Here is a 24,628-nt window from a genome sequence, read left to right on the forward strand (position 1 = left end):
CTCTGCGATTTCAATCTTAAAAGGGCGGCTCATGGTTATTTTAATTTATCGAGTTTGTTTTCTCTATTATATGCAGCCTCATATAAAATTGGTATTACACGGTTCGGGTGAGCGAGGCTCTTACTTAAATCATGTGAAAAAGCACGGTGTCGCCAAGGTTGTAGAACAACAGCTAGATTTTCCCTTCATTGTCATTTCTCCCCAATGTCCGCGCGGTGAATATTGGAATATAGAGCGATTAAGCACGCTTCTGGATGAGGTTATTGCATCCTATCCTGTTGATCCAGATCGGGTTTACCTAACCGGTTTAAGCATGGGTGGTTACGGAACCTGGCATTTAGCAGCAGCGCAGCCAGAACGATTTGCGGCGATCGCGCCTATCTGTGGCGGTGGTAATCCAGTCCAAGCACATAAGATTAAAAGCCTTCCTGTGTGGGCATTTCACGGAGCAAAAGATAATGTCGTTCCCTTAAGCGAGTCCGAAATCATGGTTTCTGCACTCAAAGCCTGCGATGGGAATGTGAAATTTACAGTTTATCCAGAAGCCGATCACGACTCATGGACGCAGACATACAATAATCCAGAGTTGTATGAGTGGTTTTTGCAACATCGGAGACAGCCGGCTGGAGATTAAAGATATTTTTTTCTGCATTTTAATACATCTCTAAATGACAGCTATTTTTAGGTAAATAGACCACGTGGTAGGGGCGCAAGGCCTTGTACCCCTACTTCAACATATTTTCATCAAAAATATTTTTTAGCGCCCAAAGATTAAAACTTCTAACAAGTCGTCACTTGCACGTTTGACATCAGAGTATATAACTTCAATAATGTTCTTACGTAAAAATCCGTAGTCATATAGGATTCTTATTTGATTTTTGCTAAATATACTGAGAACTAAAACCCAATCTGGCTAGCTCTCAGTCAGCTTTGCTTTGACAAATCAAATGAGATTGCTATATAAATCGGCATTAATAGGGTTGCATTATGCTTTTCTCGAATTCAAAAACTATCTTAAAAACTCGCCAAAATAATAAAATAGGCAGAGTTTTTTGGACTCATACTAACATTCTGCTACTCACTGGATATTTAATAATTTTACCAATTTGTACATTGACAACTTTATCCTTATTATTGCCATTATTCTCTGCTAGTTTATTCGCTTCTATTGGAACCTCGCACTACTCTACATCGATTCCTTGGATAGATGATGCCTCTGAATGTGAATATACTGGGAGAAACTGGCACGATCGCAAGTGTTGGGATAATCAACACGATCCCATGTTCTGAATGGATATTGCACAAAGATGTGGGTAAATAATTAGAACAATTGCTTAATTTGACAAAACAGGCTACCAGTCTTGAAATTAGATCAAAATGGATATGTAGCCTGTTGTTTGTCAAATCTTGAATCAACCTAACTTTGTGCGAAATCTGCAAGAAACTCATTTAAATCGTGCCCGCGCTAGTCTCAGACAAGCGCTGTCTTGGTATGGATATCTCCGCAAATCAGGACAGTTATCATCCAACCCAGAATTGGCAGGTTTGTTAAAGCCGGAATTGGAAGCTTTGAACTCTACACTCAACAAGCTGGACTCTAACGTGATTAGAATTGCCGCTTTTGGTTTGGTGAGTCGTGGTAAGTCAGCAGTTTTAAATGCTTTACTGGGAGACAAAATTCTGCAAACTGGGCCCCTAAACGGTGTCACTCAATGGCCCCGTTCGGTGCGTTGGCAGCCTGGGGGTAAGGTATTAGTAGAGTTAATTGATACCCCAGGATTAGATGAAATTGAGGGTGAGTCACGGGCAGATATGGCACGAGAAGTTGTGCATCAGGCGGATTTGATTCTGTTTGTCGTGTCTGGTGATATCACGCGCACTGAGTATCAGGCATTGCTGGAATTGCGGCGATCGCAAAAACCCCTAATTTTAGTATTTAACAAAATCGACCTTTACCCAGATACAGACCGGGGAGCGATTTACCAAAATTTACAACAACTAGGGGCTGGGCATCCTGAAGCAAAGCCTCTATTACCTGATGAAATTGTCATGGTGGCGGCGGAACCAGCAGCAATGGAAGTCCGGGTTGAGTGGCCTGATGGGAGTGTCAGTTATGAATGGGAGACACCACCACCGCAAGTAGACGAACTCAAAGAGACAATTCTGAACATTCTAAATCGAGAAGGGCGATCGCTTCTGGCTTTAAATGCCCTTATCCAAGCACGGGATGCAGAAGCTGCGATCGCTCAAAAAACCATCGATTTACGCGAACAAGAAGCTGAAGATATTATTTGGCAATTTACCAAATACAAAGCTTTGGCAGTAATGCTCAATCCCATTGCTTTCTTAGATATCCTGGGCGGAACTGTTGCCGATTTAGCTTTAATTCGCGCTCTAGCTAGATTATATGGTTTGCCGATGACTAGCTATGAAGCCGGAAAGATTTTAAAAACAATTTTATTTAGTTCTGGTGGCTTACTACTGGGGGAATTAGGTAGTAGTTTTCTTCTAGGCTTAGGTAAAACTACTGCTGCAATAACCAGTGGTGACAATCCCAGCAATATTAGTGCTTTTGCTGGCAGTGCGATCGCTCAAGCTGGTATCGCTGGTTATGGTTCATACTCCGTTGGTAAAGCTGCTCAGGTGTATCTCGAAAAAGGCTGCACTTGGGGACAGTTGGGTGCTAGCAGCGTAATTCAAGAAATTCTCTCTCAAGTCGATCAAAATACAATTCTGTATCGTTTGCGACAAGAGTTAGGCATAAAATATTGAGAATAGTTAAATTTTGTTAAGTATTTGTTACTGTTTACAAGTGTTTATGAACTTCTATCAAGCTCTTCTGACAATTGACTGAGATTTCGAATTTGGGATGCAAGATTGAGGGAACAGGTTACAGGGAAAAGGTTATAGAAAAACTATCCTCTATCCCCTAATATCTATCTGCGTAAATTAAAGGTGAAAGGATCATGACAACTACCCTAAACTCATTTGAAACTGCTGGTGCAGCAAATATTGAAGAAGCCATTACTGAAGCTATTACTGAAGCTCGCACAACTTGTGAGCTAAATGGCAGCGATTCTGCGGGTTGTGCCGTAGCCTGGGACATTGTGGAAGAATTGCAAGCAGAGAAAGCCGATCAGCAGCAAGCAAAAACCAAGAAAAACTCTTTAGAAAACTATTGCGATCGCCATCCTGCTTCCGTAGAATGTCTAATCTACGACGTTTAAGTTTTCCGTAAATCAGTTGTAGCTGATTGCGTTATTTGCTTAATTGCCTCTAAATCGGGTAATGGTATTTCACTTTCCATTGCCAACCACAAAAGATATTCGATATTCCCAGCCGGGCCAGTGATCGGCGACCAAGTTAAGCCTTTGTATTTCCATCCTAATCCGTGGGCTACTTGTAACACCTGGAAAATAGCATCAGCTTGGTCGTTTGGATCTCGCACAACACCTTTTTTACCCACACGGGATCTGCCGACTTCAAACTGTGGCTTGACTAACAATACAGCTTCTCGGTTAGCTTGAGTTAGTTGCCACAAAGCAGGCAGAATCTTAGTTAAAGAAATAAACGATACATCAACCACCGCCAAATCAGGAATCGGATCGTTTTCACCATATAACTCTTCTGGTCGTAGTTGCCGTAAATTGGTACGTTCCCGCAAAATCACCCGCGAATCATTTCGCAACCGCCAGTCAACTTGTCCGTAACCGACATCAATGCCGTAAACTTGTTTTGCTCCAGCTTGCAAGAGACAATCAGTAAAACCACCTGTAGAAATCCCACCATCTAAACAAATACGCTCTGCTACAGGGATGGCAAATACTGACAAAGCTTTAGAGAGTTTTTCACCGCCTCTAGAAACAAAAGGCGATCGCTCTTTAATATTTATTTGAGCCGCAATATCAACTTCCGTACCAGGTTTATCAACTAACTGCTGATTAACAGTCACTTCCCCCGCCTGAATTAACCTTTGTGCCAAGGCGCGAGAAGAACATAAATTTAGCTCTACTAATAGTGTGTCGAGTCGCTGTTTAGCCAATTAACTAGACTCTCCTGGTGAGATAAAAGACTGAGTTTCCCGCATCTCGTATATTACTATGGAAAACAAAACCCATCTAGAAACTATCTAAATGGGAAAATTTTTGGTGAATTTTTGAATTCGCCAACAGATCGCATTTTTAGCTAAATACATATTTTCAGTGGTAGCCCATCCTGAAAAACTAATAATTCTCCCGGTTGGATTTGTGTCCAAACTTCGTTGTCAGTGAGGGGAGTAGTAGCAATGACAGCAACGCGATCGCGTTCGGTAGTCACTTCCCGAAAATCTACAGTCATGTCTTGGTCGATCAAATGGGCAGCTGCAAAGGGCGCTTGACGGACAATGTAGCTGAGGTTAGTTGAACAATGAGCAAAAAAGTGTTCTCCATCAGATAATAGGTAATTGAATATACCTATTTTTGCAATTGCATCACTAATTTGTTTGAGTACAGGGTACAGTTTCTTGATGTCAGGTTTACCATCAGGAAAACGCGATCGCAATGTTTCTAGCATCATACAGAATGCTTTTTCACTATCTGTATCACCTACGGCTTGATAAAAGCCCAAATTTTCTGGATCAAAATTTGGCAAATTACCGTTGTGAGCAAATACCCAATACTGACCCCACAATTCTCTACGGAAAGGATGGCAGTTGTGTAAGGCAACTTCACCCTGGGTAGCTTTACGGATATGGGCTATGACATGGGTTGAATGGATGGGATAACTCCGCACCAACTCTGCTACTGGAGAAGCAACAGAAGGTTGGGCATCTAAAAACATCCGACATCCCTTTCCTTCAAAGAAAGCAATGCCCCAACCATCGCTATGATGATCTGTTTTTCCTCCCCGTGCAGAAAACCCTTCAAAAGAAAAGCAAATATCCGTTGGAACATTGCAATTCATTCCGAGCAATTGACACATGGATGTTGTCGCTCTCAATTTTTGACTAAGTTCTCAGAATCAAGATACTTCAGAATACTGCATTGATTCTGGAGCGATCGCTTCCATCTTAGAATTGAAAGCTGAGATATTCCAAATGATCCCTAAAAATAAAGAATCTGCTTCAAGTGAGCAATATGACATTATGCCAAAAGATGGTATTGGCGGATATCTGGTGCAGCAGCCACTAAAGCTTCTAGTTTGGCTGCTCCTGCTTGGAAATGGGGGGAATCTAGATGAGCATTTAGGGCTTCATGAGAAGTCCACTCTTCTACAACAGTAAAGTCTGTTGGGTCGTATTGGTTTTGCAAAAGTTCATACTTTATCGCACCTGCTTCCTGACGGGTTGGCTCAATGAGTTCCAACAGTACAGCTTTCACCTCTTCTACTTTGTTAGGCAAAGCAATAACATGGGCAACAACACGAATAGTTTGGTTAGTCATTTGTTATGGGGCATTGGGTATGTATGGGGCATGGGGCATCGGGGAAAGACTTTCTTCTCCCCCTCTTGGTTTGGTGTTAATTTTTATTAAAACATCTGCTTTAAATATTGCTCATAGCCTAATTCTTCTAGCTTTTCTTGCTTTGCAATTACTGATTCACATAGGGTTTGGCGATATTGTTGGACTTTTTCTAGCAATTCTGGTTGTTGAGTTGCCAGTATTTGTACTGCTAAAAGTCCGGCATTTTTGGCATTACCGATCGCCACTGTTGCTACAGGAATACCCGCAGGCATTTGTAAAATAGAATACAAAGAATCTACACCTTGTAAGTTCCTGGTGACTACAGGAACACCAATAACAGGAAGTGGTGTTAAAGACGCTACCATTCCTGGCAGATGGGCAGCACCACCGGCACCGGCAATAATGACTTTAATACCGCGTTGGTGTGCGAGTTGAGCATATTGCACCATCCGTTCTGGAGTACGGTGAGCAGAAACGATCGCAACTTCGCTCTCAACGCCAAATTCGTCACAAACTGCGATCGCGTCTTTCATGGTGGGCAAATCAGAATCGCTGCCCATGATAATACCAACTAGAGGAGCCATAATAATTAAAAATTAAAAATTAGAAATTAAAAATTATTTGAGTTAGGTTATACCCAATACTTTTCGGTTAAGGGGAAAAGGGGAAAGGGAAAAGGTTTGAATTTCCCTTTCCCCATTACCCTTTAACCTTTTCCCAGACCAAAAGAGAGATTATTGGGTTTAACCAAAAAGTATTGAGATTATACCGATTTATCATCTCATTGATTGATGTTGGTTGCATCTAAAATCAGATTTATCTTTCTTCTCGTCAGTGTGATGACCCAAGCAACACAAAATCCTGTAGATATTATCAATGCTAGAGTGCCTAGTTACAAAGATTTGCAAATGCTCTTGGTTGATGAAAAGGGCATAATTGAGCAAATCTTGCCAATGGGTACAGTAGAAGCACGCGGCCGTGCATCTCTAATAAACGTTGCTGGCGACTGGATTTCATTGGGTGGCGTTGATTTACAAATTAACGGTGCTTTGGGATTGGCATTTCCTGATTTAACGGCTGAAAATGCTCATAAGCTCCAGGAAATCTCACAATTTTTATGGGATGTTGGGGTAGATGGATTTTTACCGACACTTGTGACAACTTCGGTAGAAAATATTCAGCGATCGCTTGCTATTATTGCTGAAGTTATCCCCAGTCAATCAGCAGGTGCCAAGATTCTGGGAGTACATCTAGAAGGGCCATTTTTGAATTTTCAAAAGCGCGGCGCACACCCAGCAGAGTATCTCTTACCCCTGACAATGGATCGGGTTAAGTGGGTTTTGGGTGATTATGCCCATGTCGTGAAAGTCATCACCTTAGCACCGGAGTTAGATTTCACTGGCGAAGTAATTCCATATTTGCGTTCTCTGGGAATTACTGTCAGTTTAGGGCATTCTCAGGCCACATCTGCTCAAGCACAATGTGCCTTTGAACAAGGTGCAACGATGGTAACTCATGCCTTCAATGCCATGCCAGCATTACATCACCGAGAACCAGGATTATTAGGGGCAGCAATTATCGATCCTGATGTAATGTGTGGTTTTATTGCTGATGGTGAACACGTTTCGCCCATGATGCTACAAATTTTGCTTCGCGCTAGCTATCAAGAACAAGGGCTGTTTCTCGTCAGCGATGCCCTTTCTCCTCTGGGGCTACCCGATGGCGTGTATCCTTGGGACAGTCGGCAAATTGAAGTTAAAAACGGTACAGCACGATTGGCCGATGGCACTTTATCAGGGACGACTTTACCCTTATTGGTGGAAGTGCAGAATTTGGTGAAGTGGGAAATTTGTGACGTAGAAAGTGCGATCGCTTTAGCTACTAATGCACCTAGAAAAGCGATTGGTTTACCAGGAATTGTTAAGAGTCAATCCGCTAACTTATTACGCTGGCATTGGGATGAGACTACAAAAGAATTAACTTGGCAACGTGCCATCACCGCAGAAATGCTCAAGAAGCCAGAAGATGGGAATTTATCTGTTGTTCTCAACTCCATATAATTCCAAAATAGGGAAAAAGGGAAAGGTTTTATTATCCCTTTCCCTTTAATCTGAGTGGAGTCTAAGCTTAAATTACGAATTACGAATTAGTAATTATCACGCAGGGTTTGGTTGAGTTCGGCTTTGAAGTAGCTGGATAATTGCAGCTTTTTCTAAAATTCCAACTAGAACGCCGTTCTCACGAATTACGGGAAGTACAGATAGCTTTTGTTCTTCGAGTACCTGCATGACTTCCAGCAGAGGTTGATCGGATTGAACTGTGGTAGATTCGGTAATTGGTCGCATGACTTCTTTTACTTGAGTTTCTGACCACAATGCTGTTGGGACATTTCGTAAATTATCAACTGCGATCGCACCTACTAATTGTCCATCATCATCAGTCACTAAAAACCGATGCCAGTTTTGCCCACTGATGACTCGCTCATCGGCAAACTCTCTCAGGCTAAGATTACCAGATACAATCGGGCTATCATGAGTTACAGCATCTTCAGCAGTCAAACCTGTGAGTTTTTCTTGCACTCTGGCAAATTGAGCCGCATTACCAGCATTTTGTAACAAGAAGAAGCCAATTAACAAGTTCCAGAAGTTACCGGCGTTGCCAAATAATACTAGGGGAAGTACACCTGAAAGAATTGCTACCCAACCAAAGATTTGTCCAACTCGACTAGCAAAGGTTACGCCTTTATAAGGATTGCCTGTAACTTTCCAAACGATAGCTTTGAGTATATTTCCGCCATCTAATGGCAAGCCAGGAATCAGGTTGAAGAGGGCTAATGCCAAGTTAACAGAAGCAAGAACACCAAGAATTGCTGCTAACGGGCCTGATGCAGTAGTAGTAACACCAATTGCTGTAACGATACCACACAGTAGTAAGCTTACCATTGGGCCAGCGATCGCCACCCAAAAAGCCTCACTTGGGGTTTTCGACTCTTTTTCTAAACTAGCTAAACCACCAAATATAAACAGTGTGATGGATTTAACATCAATACCTTGACGAATCGCAACGAAACTGTGGCCTAATTCATGGGCGACGACAGAGGCAAATAACATCAGCGCTGTCATCAATCCCAGTAGCAAAGCTAATCCCGCAGACAATTGGGGAAATTGTGCCGCCAGTCCACTGCTATAGCTCCAAGTTACTAAACCCAGAACTAAAAACCATGACGGATGGATATAGAAGGGAATTCCGAAGAGATTACCAACGCGAATTGTGCCATTCATGTCGTTCACCTTTGATTTCAGCTTCGAGAGGTTTGTTTTCGTCCTTCTCGATGTTTTTATTGTAACGAAAGGTTAAGAGATTTTAATCTTGGTAATGGTAGTGGTGTCCGTCCGTAAAGGTGCGGTTATTGGCTATATTTGCGAATAATAGCTCACTATTTCTCTATAGCTACATCAGGTAGACGACTCCACTCATTCCAAGAGCCATCGTAATTCCGAACGTTCGGATAACCTAATAAATACTTCAAGACAAACCAGATATATCCAGAACGCGCACCGATAGTACAGTAGGGAAAAACTTCTTTCTCAGGCGTAATGCCCTTACTGTGATAAAGATTTTTCAATTCATTGAATGATTTAAAAGTGCCATCCTCATTGAGAATTAAGGTATGCTCAAGATGCACTGCACCTGGAATATGTCCAGTGAGTTGACCTTCTTTTGGTGGTTGATCGAAAAACCACTCACCAGAATATTCTTGAAGTGTTCGGACATCTAACAACACACGCTCGCTTCTACCAATCGAAGCTTGAACTTCATTGTGTAATACTCGCAGATGAGCATCAATACCTCTGGCACGGTAATCAGTAGCAGGAAACGTGGATAACTCAGTTGCTAGTGGACGATCTTCTGACTTCCATTTCTGGTAGCCACCATTGAGAACTTTTACATTTTCATGCCCAAAGACTTGCAAAAGCCAGAAAATCCAGGCTCCAGTTCCAGGATAACTGCCATAAGCAATCACTGTTGTATCATTAGTGATGCCTGAACGTGCCATCAGTTTTTCAAAAGCGATCGCATCCAAATTAAGTTTCAAATCGGGCAATAGTAAGTCTGTAAAGATGTTCCAGAAGACAGCACCAGGGATGTGAGCATTTTTGTACGGTTCTGGACTGATATTCACTTCAATAATGCGGACGTTTAGCTCGTTGAGATGATTTTCCAGCCATTGGGTATCAACAAGAACGGATGGATGAGCATATTGAGACATTGTTATTTCTCCTGCAATAGCGCTAAAAGAATTGAAATTTACCTATTTAATCTTGGTTATGGTTGGGAAATACAATTTGCGATGTCCGATGAACTAGGGTTGTGGAAATAGAAAATAAAGAAAAGCCGATGAGTGGATGAAAGACAGCTAAAGGAAAAGAAGTCTTCAAGTGAATTGTGAGAAATTGCAGTCCCAGCAAAACTGGGATACTTGCTGTAAGGTTCTGGACTCTGGGAGGAAAAGGCAGCAAAAACACCCAAATCAACAAAATTATTGAGAGTCCGCTATATCCTCGCACGAGCCAAATATGTAGGTTCCACCAATCAGAGTTGTAAAAGTAAGCCAGTCCAACACTGAATACTTGGATTGCTAAACAGAGATTGAAAAACACTACTGCGATAAAAAAACCGATTTGAATCCAGCGCCCGGATATCTGTGTATCATCAATGCCAGAATTTAGAGTCATGCTTAAGTAATCAAAAAAAGCAAAAAAGTGGAAAAACTTGATGTTACAAAGGCTAGGATAGGTCTGGTTGCCATACTGCGCCTAGACCTCGAAAGTGTACAATTTGCCAATCATGATTGCCTTACAAGCTCTATTTCATGAAATTGCTCAAGCTAAAGATGAAGAGGCGTTGCGATCGCACATCCGCGCAGAAATGAGTGAATATTTTTCAGCTACACGATGTGGGCTGTTTTTCTTTGCTCAAATTTCTCTACTTGACAGCAAGTTCCAAAAAGCACTGCAAATTGCATTATCACCCCAACACAATCCAGTTGCCCGTTACTTGCTAGAACACCATGCCCCTGTTCATGAAGGTTTAGTTGTAGAGCCTAAGACGTGGAGGTTGATTTGTCCTCGTGCCGATCACTGGCACGTCATGGCAGGGCCAATTGTCAGCAATGGGCAGTTAGTTGGTGTGGTAGGTTTTACTCGTCAGCAAGGAATGCCTACATTCGATTCACAAAATCTCACAGACTTGAGTGCGCTTTGTCTGCACATATCTACTTGGGTAGCCATGGCGCAATCCCAACATCCACTACTATTACAGACAGAGCGTTTAACGCCTCGTGAAAAGCAAATTGCTAACTTGGTGGCTCAAGGACAAACCAATGCAGAAATTAGTACTGAACTTTGGATTACTGAAAACTCTGTCAAGCAAGCTTTAAAAAGGATGTTTCGCAAACTTGAGGTTTCATCTCGGACTCAGATGGTTGCAAAACTTTCCACAATTTCAAAATAGTCATCTTCAAGTATGTTAATTGGACGTTCAACTTAAACGGTTGAAAAATCAATATTTTCGTAAAGCTCTGCAATTTGAATTTGCAACTCAAAGGTACTCAAAGAAAGGGTGACAGTTGGGTCGTCGTATTCTGAAAATAGCCACTGATGAGCGGCTGTTTTGACATGATGCTCAACGTGTATGCGATATTGATCGATCAGCAAATATTCTTGGAAGGTAGGAATTTTACGATAGGCAACAAATTTCTCGCCACGATCGTAGTTTTGGGTCGACTTAGACAACACTTCAGCGATAAAGCAGGGGTTCACCACGGTATCTTTGCGTCCAGTTTGAAGTTCTAAGGGTTTGGGCAGAACCATCGCATCAGGGTAAGTATAGAGATTTGCACCGGGAATCCAGAGTCGTTGATCCAGGATAAATACACGGTATGGTTTTCCCCGCAATGTGGCTTTCAAGATAGCCACAAGATTGCTGGTAATATCATTATGGTCTGGGGTTCCACCTGTCATAGGGATAATTTCTCCATCACGGTATTCGTTGCGGATATCGGAGGCGATTTCAAGTTCCAGGTACTCTTCAACCGTGTAGTGTTTTGTCTCAGGTTGAGCAATCATGTCAGTTTTACCCCCAAGGCTTCAAGTTGCTGGTTTATCCAAATTGTGGCTGTCGCTTCATCAGTCTCTATCACTCGTTCTACTCCTGTTTTAGCAATTTCCAGCAGTTGTTTATATATCCCTTTCTTCATCATTGATTGTCTGTTGCTCATATTCTGCAATGATGCTCTGAATATCCTTTGCTGCAATATCAACTTGTTCAGATTTGGTATAAACAGTCAGTAGAATGATTCCAGTTGCTGTTTTGACGTAATAAATCAGACGATAGCCGCCACTTTTACCTTTTTGAGCGTCGCTATTTCGGACTCTCAACTTGAAGATTGCATAACCAACACCAGGTATTTGATCTCCTGGCAACTCTCCCTGCTGAAGTTGTTCGATAACAGGTTGTATGTCATTCCGGATACTGCGATATTTTTTAGCAAGAGCGCGTATATTTCGTTTAAACGTTGGCGAAGCTTGAACTTGAATCAAAGGCTGATCAACCATCTTCAAGACCTTCCCAAAGTTGAGCCACCGGGATAGTTTGCCCAGTCATGGCTTCGTGCCAAGCTTGCCGGAAATCTGCTAAGACTTCTGCTTGAGATTGATCATCCAGAACTTCTTCTTCTTCAGGGATTAGCACAATGACTTCTACTCGGCTATTTTTATCAGTTAAAAGCGGATGATCTAAAGTTAGTTGTCCCTGAGCGTTAATCGTTGCCATAACTTTAAGTGCTTTCATGATTACTCCCAGATAGTTTAAGTGATCGTGCTTAGAGCTTGTCATGTAACAACCTTGCCTCTTTTGAGCTAGAAATGCCTTCTCAGTAAGCTTTCTAGATAATAAATTGTAAAAGTTGTTTCTTGACAGGCTCTTAGATTAATGCCCAAGGCTTCAAGTTGCTGGTTTATCCAAGTTGTGGCTGTCGCTTCATCGGTTTCTATCGCCTGTTCTACTCCTGTTTTAGCAATTTCTAGCAGTTGTTTGGATTAAGGAACATCACCGTTTTTGGTCGCCTTGAGAGTAATCGTCTGCTCTAACTGCTCAATTTCAGCGATCGCAAACTGCGACAGCTTATAATTTGAGTCCTTGAGGATATCGGCTAATTTCATCAGGGGCTATCAAGTTGACTCTAAGGGCTGCTTCGTCATAAGAGTTTAGCGGCATTGTAGTCACGCCTGATAAATTTTCCTAATTCTTTCATGGTTTAGACATCCACCTATGTTGTAGTAATCTCCAGCTGCTGAGAACTTTTCTGCAACATCGGGGCAATTATATCAGCAGGAACAGGACGACTGAAGTAGAAACCCTGACCTTCATCACATCCACGCATTTTTAGATATTTAAGCTGTTCTTCGGTTTCCACACCTTCTGCTGTGATTTTCAACCGGAGGCTCTTTGCTAGGGCAATAATCGCATCGGTGACGGCGGCGCTATCAGGATTAGACATGACATCCTGCACAAATGACTTATCAATTTTGAGCATATTCACAGGAAAGCGTTTCAAATAATTCAGGGAAGAATAACCAGTACCGAAATCGTCTAGAGCCAAGCAGATACCCAGTTTTCGTAATTGTTTTAAGGTTTTAACTGAACGATCAATATCAGCCATCAAAAAGCTTTCCGTCACTTCTAGTTCTAAGGAAGATGCTTGGAGTTCAGTTTCTTCGAGAATTTGGTTGACGATTTCAACCAAATACGGTTGTTCAAACTGTCGAGATGACAAATTCACAGATATCCGAATTGAGGTAAATCCAGCAAGCTGCCAAGCACGAGTTTGGGCGCAAGCAGTTCGCAAAACCCATTCACCAATTGGTACGATCGCACCATTGGCTTCTGCAATGGGAATAAACTTTACTGGAGAAACCAAACCTAATGTAGGATGCTGCCAGCGAAGCAACGCTTCCATCGCTATAACTTGTCCGCTATGTAAATCAATTAGAGGTTGATAATAAACCAGCATTTCGCCACGCTCAAGCGCTCCATGTAATTCATTTTCTAAAGTCAGTCGCTCTTGCAACTGAGCATTAATTTCTGGCGAATAGAATTGGTATTGGCTACGCCCTTGCTGTTTGGCCTGGTAAAGCGCTATATGAGCCTGTTGCAAAAGTTGATCTACGCTATTAGGATCGGTTAGATTATTAAGTGTGATACCGATACTGACGGTAATATGAATCAAGTTACCTTCTACAGAAAAGGGTTTACTCAGGTTACTCAACAGCATCTGAGATAGCTTAATTACACTTTCGAAAGAATGAATATCCATTCGAGCAAGAACAAATTCATCTCCTTTTAAATAGGCGAGAATATCTGTTTGTGCCGTGCAGTTTAATAATCTCTTGGCAACTGCTCTTAACAATAAATTTGTTGTCTGATGATCTAATCCATGACTCATACCAGTGAAATCATCAATACTGAGCAAAAACACAGCTACAAGGCGCTGGTTGTTTTCAGGTTGGGATAAAATCTGATGAAGACGATCGCAGAATAAATCACGATTGGGTAATCCAGTTAGTTCATCATAATTAGTGATGTGGTGAATTAACTCATCTAATTTATGAAGAGTTTGTGAGGTATCTGCCATTAAAGTACCTGCTTCATCAGCAAATTCTGTGGGCAATTTAGGTAGTGTTTTGGTGTTCAGATAATTTTGTAATGCAGCAGATGTAAAAATGACCGGCTTGAGGAGATGGTTTAGTGCATAGAGGGTGGCAGCCGTACCTGCTAATGTAGCCAATAGAGCAATAATCATAACTCGTGCCGCCATCTCAAAGGAATAGGAATTTGAGATAACGAAGCTCAAAAGTAAAGTTAGAAGTGGTACATGAGTACCCAAAAAAGCCACCGACATGATTTTAGCGGTGTAACTTTTTTTGAGCCATCTAAAATTAGCTAGAAACGAGTAAAAGTATAAGTTTTGATTGAAATTCATAAATTCTGTTAAATAGTTGGTAAATCAGTTCCGAGCTATTTTGACAAAAAAGTATTTTTGATTCAAATAAAAAAGAATTAGCTCTTCTGGAACCCAACCCTGATAAGGTTCTATATTATGCTTCCCAATATTCTTTTATAATTAATATCCATAACGATAAAGTTTCTATGAAACTTATTACCCAAATAATTTTATTATCAAAATAAAAATTGTATTGATTATTACACTGATAGTAATTATTCTTGTGATCAATGTGATACAGCACTTCCGGCGGCTATGAGGTACATCCTCATAGCTGAAAGCTATGATAGGAGAGGGGTAAGAGTAAAACTCTATTGCATAATAGCCGGAAGTGCTGTATCAACACAAATGTAATCACAGATATTTTTATATTAAATTTCAAAAAAATTGTTTTATATGAAGATATGTTTATATAAAATTAAATTCCCAACTTATTTAATAAGCTGGGAATTAAAATATTCGTAAAACAAATTATTTCAATCTATTATCAGAAAAGAGCATATTTGTAACTTGCTCTAACACCTTTAATGCTGTCAATGAACCTCGAATTAGCCGAGTAGCTGCAAGCGGTTGTCTAAGCATTGCCATCGCTAAAGGGAAAGGGTTTAGGGAGCCATCAGAATTAATTGCTGATGTGAGATCGGGGATATCGTGCTGACAATTATCACTGACTACTCGCAGCATTGCCACAGATACCTCGGCGGCATTAAAAAACTCTAAAGCAGTAAATCCTTCCATATCAACAACATCAGCCCCCATCTTACCTAAATGGCGTTTTTCGGTAGCAGACCAAATTACGCGATCGCTAGTTAATGACTTGACTAATGATACTTTTTCTGATATCGAAGAGTGTAATTGTGCTGTGAAAGTGCGATCGCACTCTAGAAGCTTCCCTTGATAAACACAATCTTGATACAGCACAATATCACCAACTTTGTAGCGATCGCTCAAGCTGCCACAAATACCCATAATCAGCACCCTGGATTTGGGAGCTAAAAATTGCTCTTGGTGCAGATACTTAAGTAAGGGCTTCATCCCAACAGGTATGGCTACTACTATTGGGATGGAACCAGTAACGCCGCTTAATCCGCGACAAACAGCTTTATATTCTGCTCCTTGAGGTACCAGAATAGTGTTGATGGGCAAAAAATTAGGCACTAGCCCTCTCACTCTCAATATTCTGAAGTTTGCGTTTGGGTATTAACTCAAGGGTGCGGAGAGCGATGTTGGCTAGTCTGGGTAGTAATTGTGGTTGGAGTAGTCGGGGGTCATACTTGCTCATCCGGCGCTGATTTTCTACTAGACAAATGCTGAGAAATTTTTCTAGTGTCAGGTTTTTGGTAAAGATGTCAGCACCTGTGACAGCGAAGCCAGTTTTACTAGGATCATCATTGCCAAAGACAGCAATCAAATTACTGAGAGCCTTGCCGTATTGCCAAAGGGTTTTGGCGCTCCGTAATGGGATGAATCCCTGGCCACGATGAATTTGTGTATAGGTAAACCAGTTGACAAAAAAGACAATATGACGTGTTTCTTCATCTATGATGGGATCAAAGATAGTGAAAATGGATTCTGGAAAAACATTAGCTTCACGGGCGATCGCAAATAACCCGTAAGCAAAGAAAGTATCCAGACACTCTTCAAAGCCAAAACGCGTAAAGACTGGCTCGATATTTTGGGGAACTTGAATTGGTTGACGTTCTGGTATTTCGATGCCGTAACGATCAATTAATTTTTGAAGTAGACGGGCGTGGCGTAATTCTTCTTTACCTTGGAGAGCGATCGCACTTTGTAAAATAGGATCGCTCACCGTTGCTGCGTAGCCACTAACTATTGCTCCCGCTTGTCTTTCTGTATCTAGAGCTTTCTCCCAAAAGGGAATACTGCGTAAGAAACTCAAGGCTGTATCGTCCAAATCTGGCCAGGGGAGAGACTCAGGTTCGTATTCCCTGTAGCTTTCGGTAAAGCTCCGGCAGAATAATTCCTTATGCTCGACAGAACCAAGTTTCATCTTTGAAGTTTCCTTTTGTATTAAAGATTGGGTCATATCTGAGTGACAATAAGTAATATTGCCGTTAGTAGTAACCAAAACTCGCAAACCGAAGGTGATTGCTGTAGCATGACTAAATAATTGTGTCACCCACACGATAATTTTCCAAGATGGTAAAGCTTCGTAACTCCAAATCCGCACGAGAAGTATTCAATATTTCCAAATTAGCGATTCAATTTTCGTGGTTGACGGTGAGTTTTTGGATTGCCGTAACGGTAGCTGGGATTCTGGCTTTTAGTTCTCTTAAGTATGCTTTGTTTCCAGATATTACCTTTCCAGTGGTGGTTGTGAATGCTACAGCCCCTTTGACAACTGCCTTGGATACAGAGGCGAAGCTCACCAAACCCGTGGAAGAACGCCTCCGTTCCCTAGAAGGACTGGAAAATATTCGCTCATCCACCTATCCCAGTCAAACAGCCGTTAGCCTTTCTTTTGCCGTTGGTACGAATTTAGAAACATCAACCAAAAAGGTGGAAACTGCCCTCAAGCAGTTGACTTTACCTCAGGGAGCGACTTCTAAAATTATTCCCCTGAACCTGAACGAGTCAGCCGCCATTAGTTATGCCATTGAGAGTCCCATCCGGAATCTTACAGATTTGACAAAGTTGGCGAAAGACGAGATTGTCAGTGCGATCGCTAAACTACCAGGAGTTCTGAAAGTCTCACTGTTAGGCGGTGCTACTGCAACTCCTCCTTTAAATCCATCGAATCTGAGTGCAGCAGCCATCCCCCAAGCAGGCGCAACATTAGTTAGATTTAACGGGCAAGATGCACTCGCATTTCAGGTAATCAAACGCGGTAACGCTAACACCTTAGAAGTGGTGAGTCGAGTTGAAGAAGAAGTCCAAAGGCTACGTTCTACCCTCAAGGATGTCAAACTCACCTTAGCTGCTACCCAAGCAAAATATATCCGCCAAGCCACCCAGTCAACTATCGATGCTTTGCTAGAAGCAGTCTTGTTGTCCATCGTGGTTATATTTCCTTTTTTATGGAATTGGCGAGCCACCCTAATTTCTGCCTTGGCAATTCCTACGTCTTTGTTGGCGACGTTTATCGTCATGGCAATTTTCGGTTTCAACTTAGAAACAATTACGCTGTTAGCTTTAGCTTTGGTGATTGGGAGTATTGTTGATGATGCGATCGTGGATGTAGAAAACATCATGCGACACATTGAAGATGGTGAAACTCCCCGCCAAGCGGCGCTTTTAGCAACCAATGAAATTGGATTAACAGTCACCGCCGCCACGTTGACAGCAGTAGCGGTTTTTCTGCCCATAGGTTTGATGGGTGGTGTAATTGGGCAATTTTTCAAGCCCTTTGGCATCACTGTTTCAGCCGCGATGCTTGCTTCTATGCTAGTTGCTCGGACTTTATCTCCAGTTCTGGCTATTTACTGGCTAAAACCTAGACCCTCACTCTCTCCGCGTCGGGAAGCAAAAATTTGGGTCGCATTTGCCCAATCTTACAGAAGCTTGCTGAGTTGGTCTTTGAATCACCGGAAGATAGTTGTTGGGTTAGCTGTACTTAGTTTTATTGCGGGTATAGGGCTGATTCCACTAATTCCCAAAGGATTTATTCCCAAACTCGATCGCGGCGAATTCAATATTGCTTATACTGCTCCTTTACCGAGTATTCCCGATTTTGCTAGAGGGGGGCAAGGAGGACAAGGGGGACAAGGGGGACAAGGAGGACAAGGAAGCAATATCCCCAATTCCCAATTCCCAATTCCCAATCCCCAATCCCCAATCCCTAATCCCTTAAACGATTCTCTTCAAGTTGCTAAAAAACTAGAAGATGTAGTCAGAAAATCACCAGCAGTTGAAACGGTATTTACTACTGTTGGTTCTCGTGAGGGTGAGCCGAATAAAGGCACACTATATATAAAGTTAAAGGAAGACCGCACGATCACAACTGGAGAACTACAAGACCAATTCCGCTCCAATTTACCTGTCCTTCCTGGAGTAACTACCAGTGTGGAAGATATTCAGTTTGTTGATTCTGGCGGTCAAAAACCTCTCCAAATAGCTTTGCGCGGTGACGATCTTCAAGCCTTAAGTAAAGCAGTCAAGGCAATTAAAGAGAGAATTCAGAGATTACCGGGATTTGCCGATGTCACAGTTACAGGTGAAACAAATCGCCAAGGTGAGGTTTTTCAGATCGAGCGTCTGAATAATCAGCGAGTAGCTTATGTCAGTGCGAATCTTGGCAAGGATCTGTCTTTGGGTGATGCTACTGATAAAGTGGTAGCTGAAGCTAAGGCGGTGTTACCTTCTAATGTTTCGTTAAATTTAGGAGGAGACTCAGCTAGCCAAGGTGAGGTTTTTAGCAGTTTTGGCAGTACTTTGGCTTTATCTGCCTTGTGTATTGTTGTAGTACTAATTTTGCTGTTCAAAAGCTGGGTAGACCCTCTAGTGATTGGTGTATCTTTGCCTTTAGCACTGGTAGGGGCAATGTTGGCACTACTGATCACTAAGAGCGATTTTGGTATGATCTCACTGATTGGTTTTGTCTTTTTGCTGGGGCTGGCCAATAAAAATGCCATCTTGCTTGTGGATTATATCAACCAGTTACGCAATGCTGGCACAGAACGCACAGAGGCAATCCTCAACACTGGATTAGTGCGCCTCAGACCAATTATGATGACTACTGCCTCCACCATTTTGGGAATGCTACCGATCGCATTGGGTTTTGGTGCTGGTTCGGAATTGCGATCGCCTATGGCTGTAGCGATCGCTGGTGGACTGGTAACTTCAACTATCCTCAGCTTGATTGTCGTGCCGGTAGTCTACACTATTTTAGATGATTGGTTTCCCCGCTTTCAGACAAGAGAGAGAAGTTGATGCAAGTTTTTGTCACAGGGGGTACAGGTTTTATTGGTGCCCACTTGGTACGGTTGTTACTGAAAGAGGGTTACACAGTCAAAGCGCTGGTACGCTCAAGTAGCAATTTGGAGAATCTACGCGGTTTGGAGGTAGAAATTGTCAAAGGCGATTTGAACGATCCAAATCTCTGGCAACAAATGAGAGGTTGTCAATATCTATTTCATGTCGCAGCCCATTATTCTCTGTGGCAAACAGACCGAGACTTACTCCACCATAATAATGTTCTGGGTACGCGCAATGTCTTGTTAGCAGCTAATAAAGCTGGCATTGAACGCACCGTTTATACCAGTTCAGTAGCGGCAATTGGGGTAGGATCATCTGGTCAAGTGGTCGATGAAACACATCAGAGTCCCTTAGAAAAGTTGGTGGGGAACTACAAAAAATCTAAGTTCCTGGCTGAACAAGAAGCGATGCAAGCATTTGCCACAGGTCAAGAGATCGTGATAGTCAACCCCAGCAGCCCCATTGGATCGTTGGATATCAAACCTACCCCCACAGGTGATATAATCTTACGGTTTTTACGACGGCAAATGCCCTTTTACTTGGATACTGGTCTTAATTTTATCGATGTGCGAGATGTAGCGTGGGGGCATTTACTGGCCTTGCAACGGGGTAAGCCAGGCGATCGCTATATCTTAGGTCATCAAAATCTAAGTCTCAAAGAACTACTAGAACAACTTGCCGAGATCACAGGTTTGATCGCACCTCAACGCACAGTACCCGCTTGGTTGCCCTTTACTGCTGCCTGGGTTGATGAAAAGATTCTCGCACCCTTGGGAAAATCGCCCTCAGTGCCATTGGATGGCGTTCGGATGGCAAAACAACCGATGTATTACAATGCTGCAAAGGCTGTACGAGAATTGGGTCTACCTCAATCTTCACTAAAAGCAGCACTTAAAGATGCTGTGGATTGGTTTGTTGCTCAGGGCTATGTTAAATGAAAAATATAGCGATTTATGTGTGGATGCAATAGACAGTAGGGGCGCAAGACCTGCGCCCCGACGAAGGTTTTATGTTTTCCAGTGGTGTTTTTATATCTAAAAGAGGAGCGATCGCAACAATGGCAGTTAATATACAACAAGCTATGGATATCGGGAAGTATCTGGTTACTCAGCGTTTAAAAGGACGTAAACGCTTCCCCTTAGTATTGATGTTGGAACCTCTTTTTCGTTGTAATTTAGCCTGTACTGGTTGTGGTAAAATCCAACATCCCAAGGAAATATTAAAGCAAAATCTCACCCCAGAACAGTGCTTTACCGCAGTGGAAGAGTGCGGCGCACCAGTTGTCTCAATTCCTGGGGGAGAACCTCTGCTACACCCCCAGATTGATCAGATTGTTCAAGGATTAATTGAGCGCAAGAAATATATTTACTTGTGTACCAATGGTTTGTTGTTAGAAAAGAGCTTGGATAAGTTTCAACCTTCACCTTACCTGACTTTTAGCGTGCATTTAGATGGAATGCGCGAGTTACACGATCATTGTGTAGACCGCCAAGGTGTTTTTGATATTGCCGTCAAAGCCATCCGCGCCGCTAAAGCTAAAGGTTTTCGTGTCACCACTAACACAACTATCTTTGAGGGTACTAAACCCCAAGATATGCAAGAGTTCTTCGACTTTCTGGAAACCCTAAATACTGATGGAATGATGATTTCTCCCGGCTACAGTTACGAGTGGGCACCAGATCAAGATCATTTTCTCCACCGTGAACAAACCCGCACCCTCTTCCGGCAAATTTTGGCTCCCTACAAAGCTGGTGAAAAAAACTGGAACTTCAATCACAATCCACTGTTCTTAGATTTTCTGACTGGTGAGAAAGACTACGAATGCACGCCTTGGGGTAGCCCTAGTTATAGTGTTCTCGGTTGGCAAAAACCTTGTTATTTGCTGAACGAAGGTTATTACTCTAGCTTCAAGGAATTACTGGCACAAACTGATTGGAGTCAATACGGCCAGAAGAGTGGTAATCCCAAGTGTGCCGATTGTATGGTTCACTGCGGCTACGAACCCACCGCCGCAATGGATGCAATGCAACCGCAAAATATGGCACGTGCCCTTGGCAGTGTGTTTGGTAGGAATTAGTAATCAGGGGAAAAGGGGAAAAGGAACCCCATATTTAAAAACCTTTTTTTCACCCCGATCTTTTTAATCTCTGGCTTCCTTGTCAACCTGCCTTTGAATAAATTCCAAGGCTAATAGATCAAGTCCTTTTAATGACATAGATGCTGAGATAGGGCTTACACAAACAATACAAAACCCTGATTTCTTAGTAGGGACAATTCATGAATTGCCCCTACTGCATTTACTATTGCGGAAGTCATACTAGAATTTGTCAAGTTAGTAATGAAGGGTTTGTAGTAAGTACTTTAATGCTTAGGAAATAAGGACAAAAGTTCTTACTTAATTGTGATCGGTGAGGGTGATAAGATCCCCGACTTCTTCAAGAAGTCGGGGATCTCACAGCCCCGCAGAATTAATGGGACAAACTACTAGAATTTGTGTGCTAGAGGATGTTTGAAAAGATTGGGCGAATAGAATAGAACATCCGGCACGCTGACGCGAACGAACGCTACTATACAAATAAAGTCCACCTGGTATTGTGAAGAGTTTTTAACCTGCGGAGGCAGGTTTTGTCTGTGTAGCCGCGACTTCTAGTCGCCCAGATAGTAATAAATTAGACATTTTCAGTCCACTTGAGTGGGCTTGAACTTATTTACCTGGCTTTACTTGGAACACCAGTAAACGCGAAAAACTGTTGTTCTTTGGGTGCAGCTAAATTTTCACCAAGGTAACGATGAATACCTACTCCCATGTCTCCGGTTGCGGTGAGTTTGAAGTTCACTTCTTCAAATCCATATTCACGGAAAAATTTACGCACAGTCTCAGAGTGGGGAATACCGTTAGAGTGTCCACGAGTCCAAATTACAAAAGCACCTTGTTTGCTCAGAAAACTCAGGTTCGCTAGCAAGCGATTTAGTTCAGCTTCATCTGCAAGATTGCCGAATACACCACAGACAATCACAATGTCTGCTGGCACTGCTCCTACATAGTTAGAGGAGAGAGTTGCATCACCATTGATAAACTCAATTTGTTTTGTCAAACCCAAGGATTCTATTGTTTGTTGTCCACGTTCAACTAGGTGTGGATTTAACTCTACGAGTCGGGCAGAAACATCTTTTGCTCGTGGGTGATTTGATAGCGTTCCTAGTAAATCTCGTCCATCGCCCGCGCAAACACTAACTACACGGATTAACCCTGGTTGGGACAAATTCAAGCTATGGGAAATGTATTCCTGAACAATTTGCAAGCGTTGTTGCAATTTTGGTTCGTTCTTGTAGAGATCGTGCCATTCAAACCAGTCTTTTACCATAGGAGGTGATTTCCGTTACCATTAACCACAAGTTTGCAAAATGACAAATATAACTATGTAATTTAAACTACGATAATTTTATCGAAAAGCCGTAGTTTAAATTTGAATTAAGAATATCATAAGAATTTATTCAAAATCAAGTCTTTTTTCTTTAAAAATTGAGAGCAGAGACACGAAGAAATTGCACTTATTACCTTAATCGATACAATGCAGCCGCAAATATGCCATGTACCCCTGGCATAAGATACCAAGTATCAAATACTACAAAAGTTCAATATATGATCTCTGCGGCAGCTTATACCTACACATTCTTTAGGAATTTCCCTGAAATAAATTTCCAGTATTTTTAGAGTGTCGAGAAGTTAACACTAAATGTAAAGTTGTGTAAATGAAATTAACAAACATAACAATAATTTGTAATAAATAATGATACGGCAGCATTGTATAAAGAGAACTTGGAAGTAAAAAACAACATCTTAATCAGGTTTTCCAGTCGTTCATAGAAGTTTGAAGTTTTTTAACAAAAGTTTTAATCTGAAAGCCTGGAGATCGTAAACTTATTTCGTGGATGTCTGTTTTAGACCTTTCGTAACTCGTCAGGCAGTGCTGACATCAAAAAAAGCTGAACCATTCAGTTTTGAGTCCAATTATTCTTAACCAAGCAAAGTAGGAGATTTAACGCAATGGTTTTAGATGCATTTGCAAAAGTAGTTTCCCAAGCTGATACACGTGGGGAATACCTCTCCGATGCACAATTGGATGCATTGAGTGAACTAGTAAAAGATGGTAACAAGCGTGCAGATGCTGTTAACCGTATTACCAGCAATGCTTCAGCTCTTGTTGCTGCTGCTGCTCGTGATTTGTGGGCAGAACAACCCCAATTGATCACTCCCGGTGGTAATGCTTACACCAGCCGTCGCGCTGCTGCTTGCATCAGAGACTTGGACATCATTCTTCGCTACATCACTTATGCAATCTTCGCTGGCGATTCCAGCGTGTTAGATGATCGTGCCCTCAACGGCTTGCGTGAAACCTACTTGGCATTGGGAACCCCAGGAGCTTCAGTTGCTGTTGGTATTCAAAAGCTGAAAGCAGCTTCCCTAGCAATTGTTAACGATACAAACAACATCACCAGAGGCGATTGCAGCGCTTTATCAGCTGAAATTGCTAGCTATTTTGATCGTGCTGCTTCAGCAGTAGCTTAAGGCAAATATTGCTGCTATTGACTGAGATAATTGTCCATTAGGACAAAACAAAATTTCAACCAAAAGTTTGTAAAAGGGAAATACCAAAAATGACAAAAACACCTCTAACTGAAGCAATTGCATCGGCTGACTCTCAAGGCCGTTACCTCAGCAGCACCGAAATTCAAGTTGCTTTTGGTCGCTTCCGTCAAGCACCAGCTAGCTTACAAGCAGCAAAAGCATTAAGTGCTAATGCTCAACGCTTGACCGAAGGTGCTGCTCAAGCAGTATATAACAAGTTCCCTTACACCACTCAACAACAAGGCCCCAACTTCGCGTCTGATGCACGCGGTAAAGGCAAGTGTGTTCGTGATGTTGGCTACTACTTGCGGATTATCACATACGCTTTAGTTGTTGGTGGTACAGGCCCCTTGGACGATTTCTTGATTTCTGGCTTGGCTGAAATCAACCGCACTTTCGACCTATCTCCTAGCTGGTACATTGAAGCTCTCAAGTACATCAAAGCTAACCACGGTCTAAGCGGCGACCCAGCTGTTGAAGCAAATTCCTACATCGACTATGTAATCAATACTCTAAGCTAGAGTGTTTCTTTAGCCCGGAGAGGAAATCAGCTCT

Annotated in this window: 27 protein-coding genes; 11 read left to right on the forward strand and 16 right to left on the reverse strand. The window is 42.1% G+C overall.

What is annotated here, in order from left to right; genetic code table 11:
- Positions 1-31: 31 nt before the first annotated feature.
- From V7K69_RS03820 to V7K69_RS03835, 4 genes are all read left to right on the forward strand, one after another.
- A complete protein-coding gene (locus V7K69_RS03820) occupies positions 32-634 on the forward strand; it encodes a prolyl oligopeptidase family serine peptidase (protein ID WP_335031761.1) in 603 nt (200 codons plus the stop codon).
- Positions 635-987: 353 nt separating this feature from the next.
- Entirely contained in the window at positions 988-1,290 is a 303-nt protein-coding gene (locus tag V7K69_RS03825; protein WP_335031564.1) for a hypothetical protein, read from the forward strand.
- A 135-nt stretch (positions 1,291-1,425) separates the two neighbouring features.
- A complete protein-coding gene (locus tag V7K69_RS03830) occupies positions 1,426-2,772 on the forward strand; it encodes a GTP-binding protein (protein WP_335031763.1) in 1,347 nt (448 codons plus the stop codon).
- 194 nt (positions 2,773-2,966) lie between these two features.
- Positions 2,967-3,227 (forward strand): Calvin cycle protein CP12, encoded by a 261-nt coding sequence (locus V7K69_RS03835; RefSeq protein WP_335031566.1) that lies wholly within the window; start codon positions 2,967-2,969, stop codon positions 3,225-3,227.
- On the opposite strand, the gene V7K69_RS03840 is transcribed toward V7K69_RS03835, so the two are convergent.
- The 4 genes from V7K69_RS03840 to purE all read right to left on the reverse strand — a co-directional run bounded on the left by V7K69_RS03840 (position 3,224) and on the right by purE (position 6,028).
- A complete protein-coding gene (locus V7K69_RS03840) occupies positions 3,224-4,042 on the reverse strand; it encodes a TlyA family RNA methyltransferase (RefSeq protein ID WP_335031568.1) in 819 nt (272 codons plus the stop codon). The two genes, V7K69_RS03835 and V7K69_RS03840, sit on opposite strands and share 4 nt — an antisense overlap.
- Before the next feature lie 143 nt (positions 4,043-4,185).
- On the reverse strand, positions 4,186-4,962 hold the full coding sequence (locus V7K69_RS03845; protein ID WP_335031570.1) for a class II glutamine amidotransferase: 777 nt from the start codon (positions 4,960-4,962) through the stop codon (positions 4,186-4,188).
- 161 nt (positions 4,963-5,123) lie between these two features.
- A complete protein-coding gene (locus V7K69_RS03850) occupies positions 5,124-5,423 on the reverse strand; it encodes a putative quinol monooxygenase (RefSeq protein WP_335031572.1) in 300 nt (99 codons plus the stop codon).
- 86 nt (positions 5,424-5,509) lie between these two features.
- On the reverse strand, positions 5,510-6,028 hold the full coding sequence (purE, locus tag V7K69_RS03855; RefSeq protein WP_335031574.1) for a 5-(carboxyamino)imidazole ribonucleotide mutase: 519 nt from the start codon (positions 6,026-6,028) through the stop codon (positions 5,510-5,512).
- A gap of 255 nt (positions 6,029-6,283) precedes the next feature.
- On the opposite strand from purE, the gene nagA reads away from it, so the two are divergent.
- Positions 6,284-7,504: an N-acetylglucosamine-6-phosphate deacetylase gene (nagA, locus tag V7K69_RS03860; protein ID WP_335031576.1), complete on the forward strand. Its 1,221-nt coding sequence runs from the start codon at positions 6,284-6,286 to the stop codon at positions 7,502-7,504.
- A 96-nt stretch (positions 7,505-7,600) separates the two neighbouring features.
- Here the strand turns inward: nagA and V7K69_RS03865 are convergent, their stop codons facing one another.
- From V7K69_RS03865 to V7K69_RS03875, 3 genes are all read right to left on the reverse strand, one after another.
- Complete coding sequence (locus tag V7K69_RS03865) at positions 7,601-8,725, reverse strand: site-2 protease family protein (protein ID WP_335031578.1); 1,125 nt, start codon at positions 8,723-8,725, stop codon at positions 7,601-7,603.
- Between the two features lie 155 nt (positions 8,726-8,880).
- Positions 8,881-9,714: a sulfurtransferase gene (locus V7K69_RS03870; protein WP_335031580.1), complete on the reverse strand. Its 834-nt coding sequence runs from the start codon at positions 9,712-9,714 to the stop codon at positions 8,881-8,883.
- Between the two features lie 46 nt (positions 9,715-9,760).
- Positions 9,761-10,180, reverse strand: a complete 420-nt coding sequence (locus V7K69_RS03875; RefSeq protein WP_335031582.1) for a DUF6220 domain-containing protein — start codon at positions 10,178-10,180, stop codon at positions 9,761-9,763.
- A gap of 112 nt (positions 10,181-10,292) precedes the next feature.
- Here V7K69_RS03875 and V7K69_RS03880 point away from each other — a divergent pair, with 112 nt between their 5' ends.
- Positions 10,293-10,958, forward strand: coding sequence for a LuxR C-terminal-related transcriptional regulator (locus tag V7K69_RS03880; RefSeq protein ID WP_185585759.1), 666 nt, complete (start codon positions 10,293-10,295; stop codon positions 10,956-10,958).
- A gap of 32 nt (positions 10,959-10,990) precedes the next feature.
- Here V7K69_RS03880 and V7K69_RS03885 read toward each other — a convergent pair whose 3' ends face one another.
- From V7K69_RS03885 to V7K69_RS03920, 8 genes are all read right to left on the reverse strand, one after another.
- A complete protein-coding gene (locus V7K69_RS03885) occupies positions 10,991-11,572 on the reverse strand; it encodes a Uma2 family endonuclease (RefSeq protein ID WP_335031588.1) in 582 nt (193 codons plus the stop codon).
- Positions 11,569-11,706, reverse strand: coding sequence for a hypothetical protein (locus V7K69_RS03890; protein WP_335031590.1), 138 nt, complete (start codon positions 11,704-11,706; stop codon positions 11,569-11,571). Before V7K69_RS03890 ends, V7K69_RS03885 begins: the two co-directional genes overlap by 4 nt.
- A complete protein-coding gene (locus V7K69_RS03895; protein WP_163933453.1) occupies positions 11,684-12,061 on the reverse strand; it encodes a type II toxin-antitoxin system RelE family toxin in 378 nt (125 codons plus the stop codon). Before V7K69_RS03895 ends, V7K69_RS03890 begins: the two co-directional genes overlap by 23 nt.
- The gene (locus tag V7K69_RS03900) at positions 12,054-12,296 is read right to left on the reverse strand and encodes a type II toxin-antitoxin system RelN family antitoxin (protein ID WP_335031765.1); all 243 of its coding nucleotides are present in this window, start codon (positions 12,294-12,296) and stop codon (positions 12,054-12,056) included. The genes V7K69_RS03895 and V7K69_RS03900 overlap by 8 nt, the downstream gene beginning before the upstream one ends.
- A gap of 248 nt (positions 12,297-12,544) precedes the next feature.
- A complete protein-coding gene (locus tag V7K69_RS03905) occupies positions 12,545-12,667 on the reverse strand; it encodes a hypothetical protein (protein WP_335031593.1) in 123 nt (40 codons plus the stop codon).
- 107 nt (positions 12,668-12,774) lie between these two features.
- A complete protein-coding gene (locus V7K69_RS03910) occupies positions 12,775-14,487 on the reverse strand; it encodes a putative bifunctional diguanylate cyclase/phosphodiesterase (RefSeq protein WP_335031595.1) in 1,713 nt (570 codons plus the stop codon).
- Between the two features lie 492 nt (positions 14,488-14,979).
- Positions 14,980-15,666 (reverse strand): 5'-methylthioadenosine/S-adenosylhomocysteine nucleosidase family protein, encoded by a 687-nt coding sequence (locus V7K69_RS03915; RefSeq protein ID WP_335031597.1) that lies wholly within the window; start codon positions 15,664-15,666, stop codon positions 14,980-14,982.
- Complete coding sequence (locus V7K69_RS03920) at positions 15,659-16,699, reverse strand: ferritin-like domain-containing protein (RefSeq protein WP_335031599.1); 1,041 nt, start codon at positions 16,697-16,699, stop codon at positions 15,659-15,661. The genes V7K69_RS03915 and V7K69_RS03920 overlap by 8 nt, the downstream gene beginning before the upstream one ends.
- On the opposite strand from V7K69_RS03920, the gene V7K69_RS03925 reads away from it, so the two are divergent.
- From V7K69_RS03925 to hpnH, 3 genes are all read left to right on the forward strand, one after another.
- On the forward strand, positions 16,669-19,398 hold the full coding sequence (locus V7K69_RS03925) for an efflux RND transporter permease subunit (RefSeq protein ID WP_335031601.1): 2,730 nt from the start codon (positions 16,669-16,671) through the stop codon (positions 19,396-19,398). The genes V7K69_RS03920 and V7K69_RS03925 overlap by 31 nt on opposite strands.
- A complete protein-coding gene (hpnA, locus tag V7K69_RS03930; RefSeq protein ID WP_335031603.1) occupies positions 19,398-20,381 on the forward strand; it encodes a hopanoid-associated sugar epimerase in 984 nt (327 codons plus the stop codon). The genes V7K69_RS03925 and hpnA overlap by 1 nt, the downstream gene beginning before the upstream one ends.
- A gap of 119 nt (positions 20,382-20,500) precedes the next feature.
- Entirely contained in the window at positions 20,501-21,520 is a 1,020-nt protein-coding gene (gene hpnH / locus V7K69_RS03935; protein ID WP_335031767.1) for an adenosyl-hopene transferase HpnH, read from the forward strand.
- Positions 21,521-22,151: 631 nt separating this feature from the next.
- Here the strand turns inward: hpnH and V7K69_RS03940 are convergent.
- Positions 22,152-22,808, reverse strand: coding sequence for a class I SAM-dependent methyltransferase family protein (locus V7K69_RS03940; RefSeq protein WP_335031605.1), 657 nt, complete (start codon positions 22,806-22,808; stop codon positions 22,152-22,154).
- Between the two features lie 683 nt (positions 22,809-23,491).
- Here V7K69_RS03940 and V7K69_RS03945 point away from each other — a divergent pair.
- Entirely contained in the window at positions 23,492-24,013 is a 522-nt protein-coding gene (locus V7K69_RS03945) for a phycocyanin subunit beta (RefSeq protein WP_012411561.1), read from the forward strand.
- 89 nt (positions 24,014-24,102) lie between these two features.
- A complete protein-coding gene (gene cpcA / locus V7K69_RS03950) occupies positions 24,103-24,594 on the forward strand; it encodes a phycocyanin subunit alpha (protein ID WP_012411562.1) in 492 nt (163 codons plus the stop codon).
- Positions 24,595-24,628 lie beyond the last annotated feature (34 nt).

The sequence above is a fragment of the Nostoc sp. genome, assembly GCF_036917775.1.
Taxonomy (GTDB): domain Bacteria; phylum Cyanobacteriota; class Cyanobacteriia; order Cyanobacteriales; family Nostocaceae; genus Nostoc.

What these genes read in the sequence shown, in the direction of transcription:
- V7K69_RS03820 (WP_335031761.1), top strand. Translation starts at nt 32, where the DNA reads ATGGTTATTTTAATTTATCGAGTTTGTTTTCTCTATTATATGCAGCCT.
- V7K69_RS03940 (WP_335031605.1), bottom strand. Translation starts at nt 22,808, where the DNA reads ATGGTAAAAGACTGGTTTGAATGGCACGATCTCTACAAGAACGAACCA.
- V7K69_RS03885 (WP_335031588.1), bottom strand. Translation starts at nt 11,572, where the DNA reads ATGATTGCTCAACCTGAGACAAAACACTACACGGTTGAAGAGTACCTG.
- V7K69_RS03910 (WP_335031595.1), bottom strand. Translation starts at nt 14,487, where the DNA reads ATGAATTTCAATCAAAACTTATACTTTTACTCGTTTCTAGCTAATTTT.
- V7K69_RS03835 (WP_335031566.1), top strand. Translation starts at nt 2,967, where the DNA reads ATGACAACTACCCTAAACTCATTTGAAACTGCTGGTGCAGCAAATATT.
- purE (WP_335031574.1), bottom strand. Translation starts at nt 6,028, where the DNA reads ATGGCTCCTCTAGTTGGTATTATCATGGGCAGCGATTCTGATTTGCCC.
- V7K69_RS03890 (WP_335031590.1), bottom strand. Translation starts at nt 11,706, where the DNA reads ATGATGAAGAAAGGGATATATAAACAACTGCTGGAAATTGCTAAAACA.
- V7K69_RS03895 (WP_163933453.1), bottom strand. Translation starts at nt 12,061, where the DNA reads ATGGTTGATCAGCCTTTGATTCAAGTTCAAGCTTCGCCAACGTTTAAA.
- V7K69_RS03945 (WP_012411561.1), top strand. Translation starts at nt 23,492, where the DNA reads ATGGTTTTAGATGCATTTGCAAAAGTAGTTTCCCAAGCTGATACACGT.
- V7K69_RS03875 (WP_335031582.1), bottom strand. Translation starts at nt 10,180, where the DNA reads ATGACTCTAAATTCTGGCATTGATGATACACAGATATCCGGGCGCTGG.
- V7K69_RS03905 (WP_335031593.1), bottom strand. Translation starts at nt 12,667, where the DNA reads ATGAAATTAGCCGATATCCTCAAGGACTCAAATTATAAGCTGTCGCAG.
- V7K69_RS03925 (WP_335031601.1), top strand. Translation starts at nt 16,669, where the DNA reads ATGGTAAAGCTTCGTAACTCCAAATCCGCACGAGAAGTATTCAATATT.
- V7K69_RS03880 (WP_185585759.1), top strand. Translation starts at nt 10,293, where the DNA reads ATGATTGCCTTACAAGCTCTATTTCATGAAATTGCTCAAGCTAAAGAT.
- hpnH (WP_335031767.1), top strand. Translation starts at nt 20,501, where the DNA reads ATGGCAGTTAATATACAACAAGCTATGGATATCGGGAAGTATCTGGTT.
- V7K69_RS03870 (WP_335031580.1), bottom strand. Translation starts at nt 9,714, where the DNA reads ATGTCTCAATATGCTCATCCATCCGTTCTTGTTGATACCCAATGGCTG.
- V7K69_RS03865 (WP_335031578.1), bottom strand. Translation starts at nt 8,725, where the DNA reads ATGAATGGCACAATTCGCGTTGGTAATCTCTTCGGAATTCCCTTCTAT.
- V7K69_RS03850 (WP_335031572.1), bottom strand. Translation starts at nt 5,423, where the DNA reads ATGACTAACCAAACTATTCGTGTTGTTGCCCATGTTATTGCTTTGCCT.
- nagA (WP_335031576.1), top strand. Translation starts at nt 6,284, where the DNA reads ATGACCCAAGCAACACAAAATCCTGTAGATATTATCAATGCTAGAGTG.
- V7K69_RS03845 (WP_335031570.1), bottom strand. Translation starts at nt 4,962, where the DNA reads ATGTGTCAATTGCTCGGAATGAATTGCAATGTTCCAACGGATATTTGC.
- hpnA (WP_335031603.1), top strand. Translation starts at nt 19,398, where the DNA reads ATGCAAGTTTTTGTCACAGGGGGTACAGGTTTTATTGGTGCCCACTTG.
- cpcA (WP_012411562.1), top strand. Translation starts at nt 24,103, where the DNA reads ATGACAAAAACACCTCTAACTGAAGCAATTGCATCGGCTGACTCTCAA.
- V7K69_RS03900 (WP_335031765.1), bottom strand. Translation starts at nt 12,296, where the DNA reads ATGAAAGCACTTAAAGTTATGGCAACGATTAACGCTCAGGGACAACTA.
- V7K69_RS03825 (WP_335031564.1), top strand. Translation starts at nt 988, where the DNA reads ATGCTTTTCTCGAATTCAAAAACTATCTTAAAAACTCGCCAAAATAAT.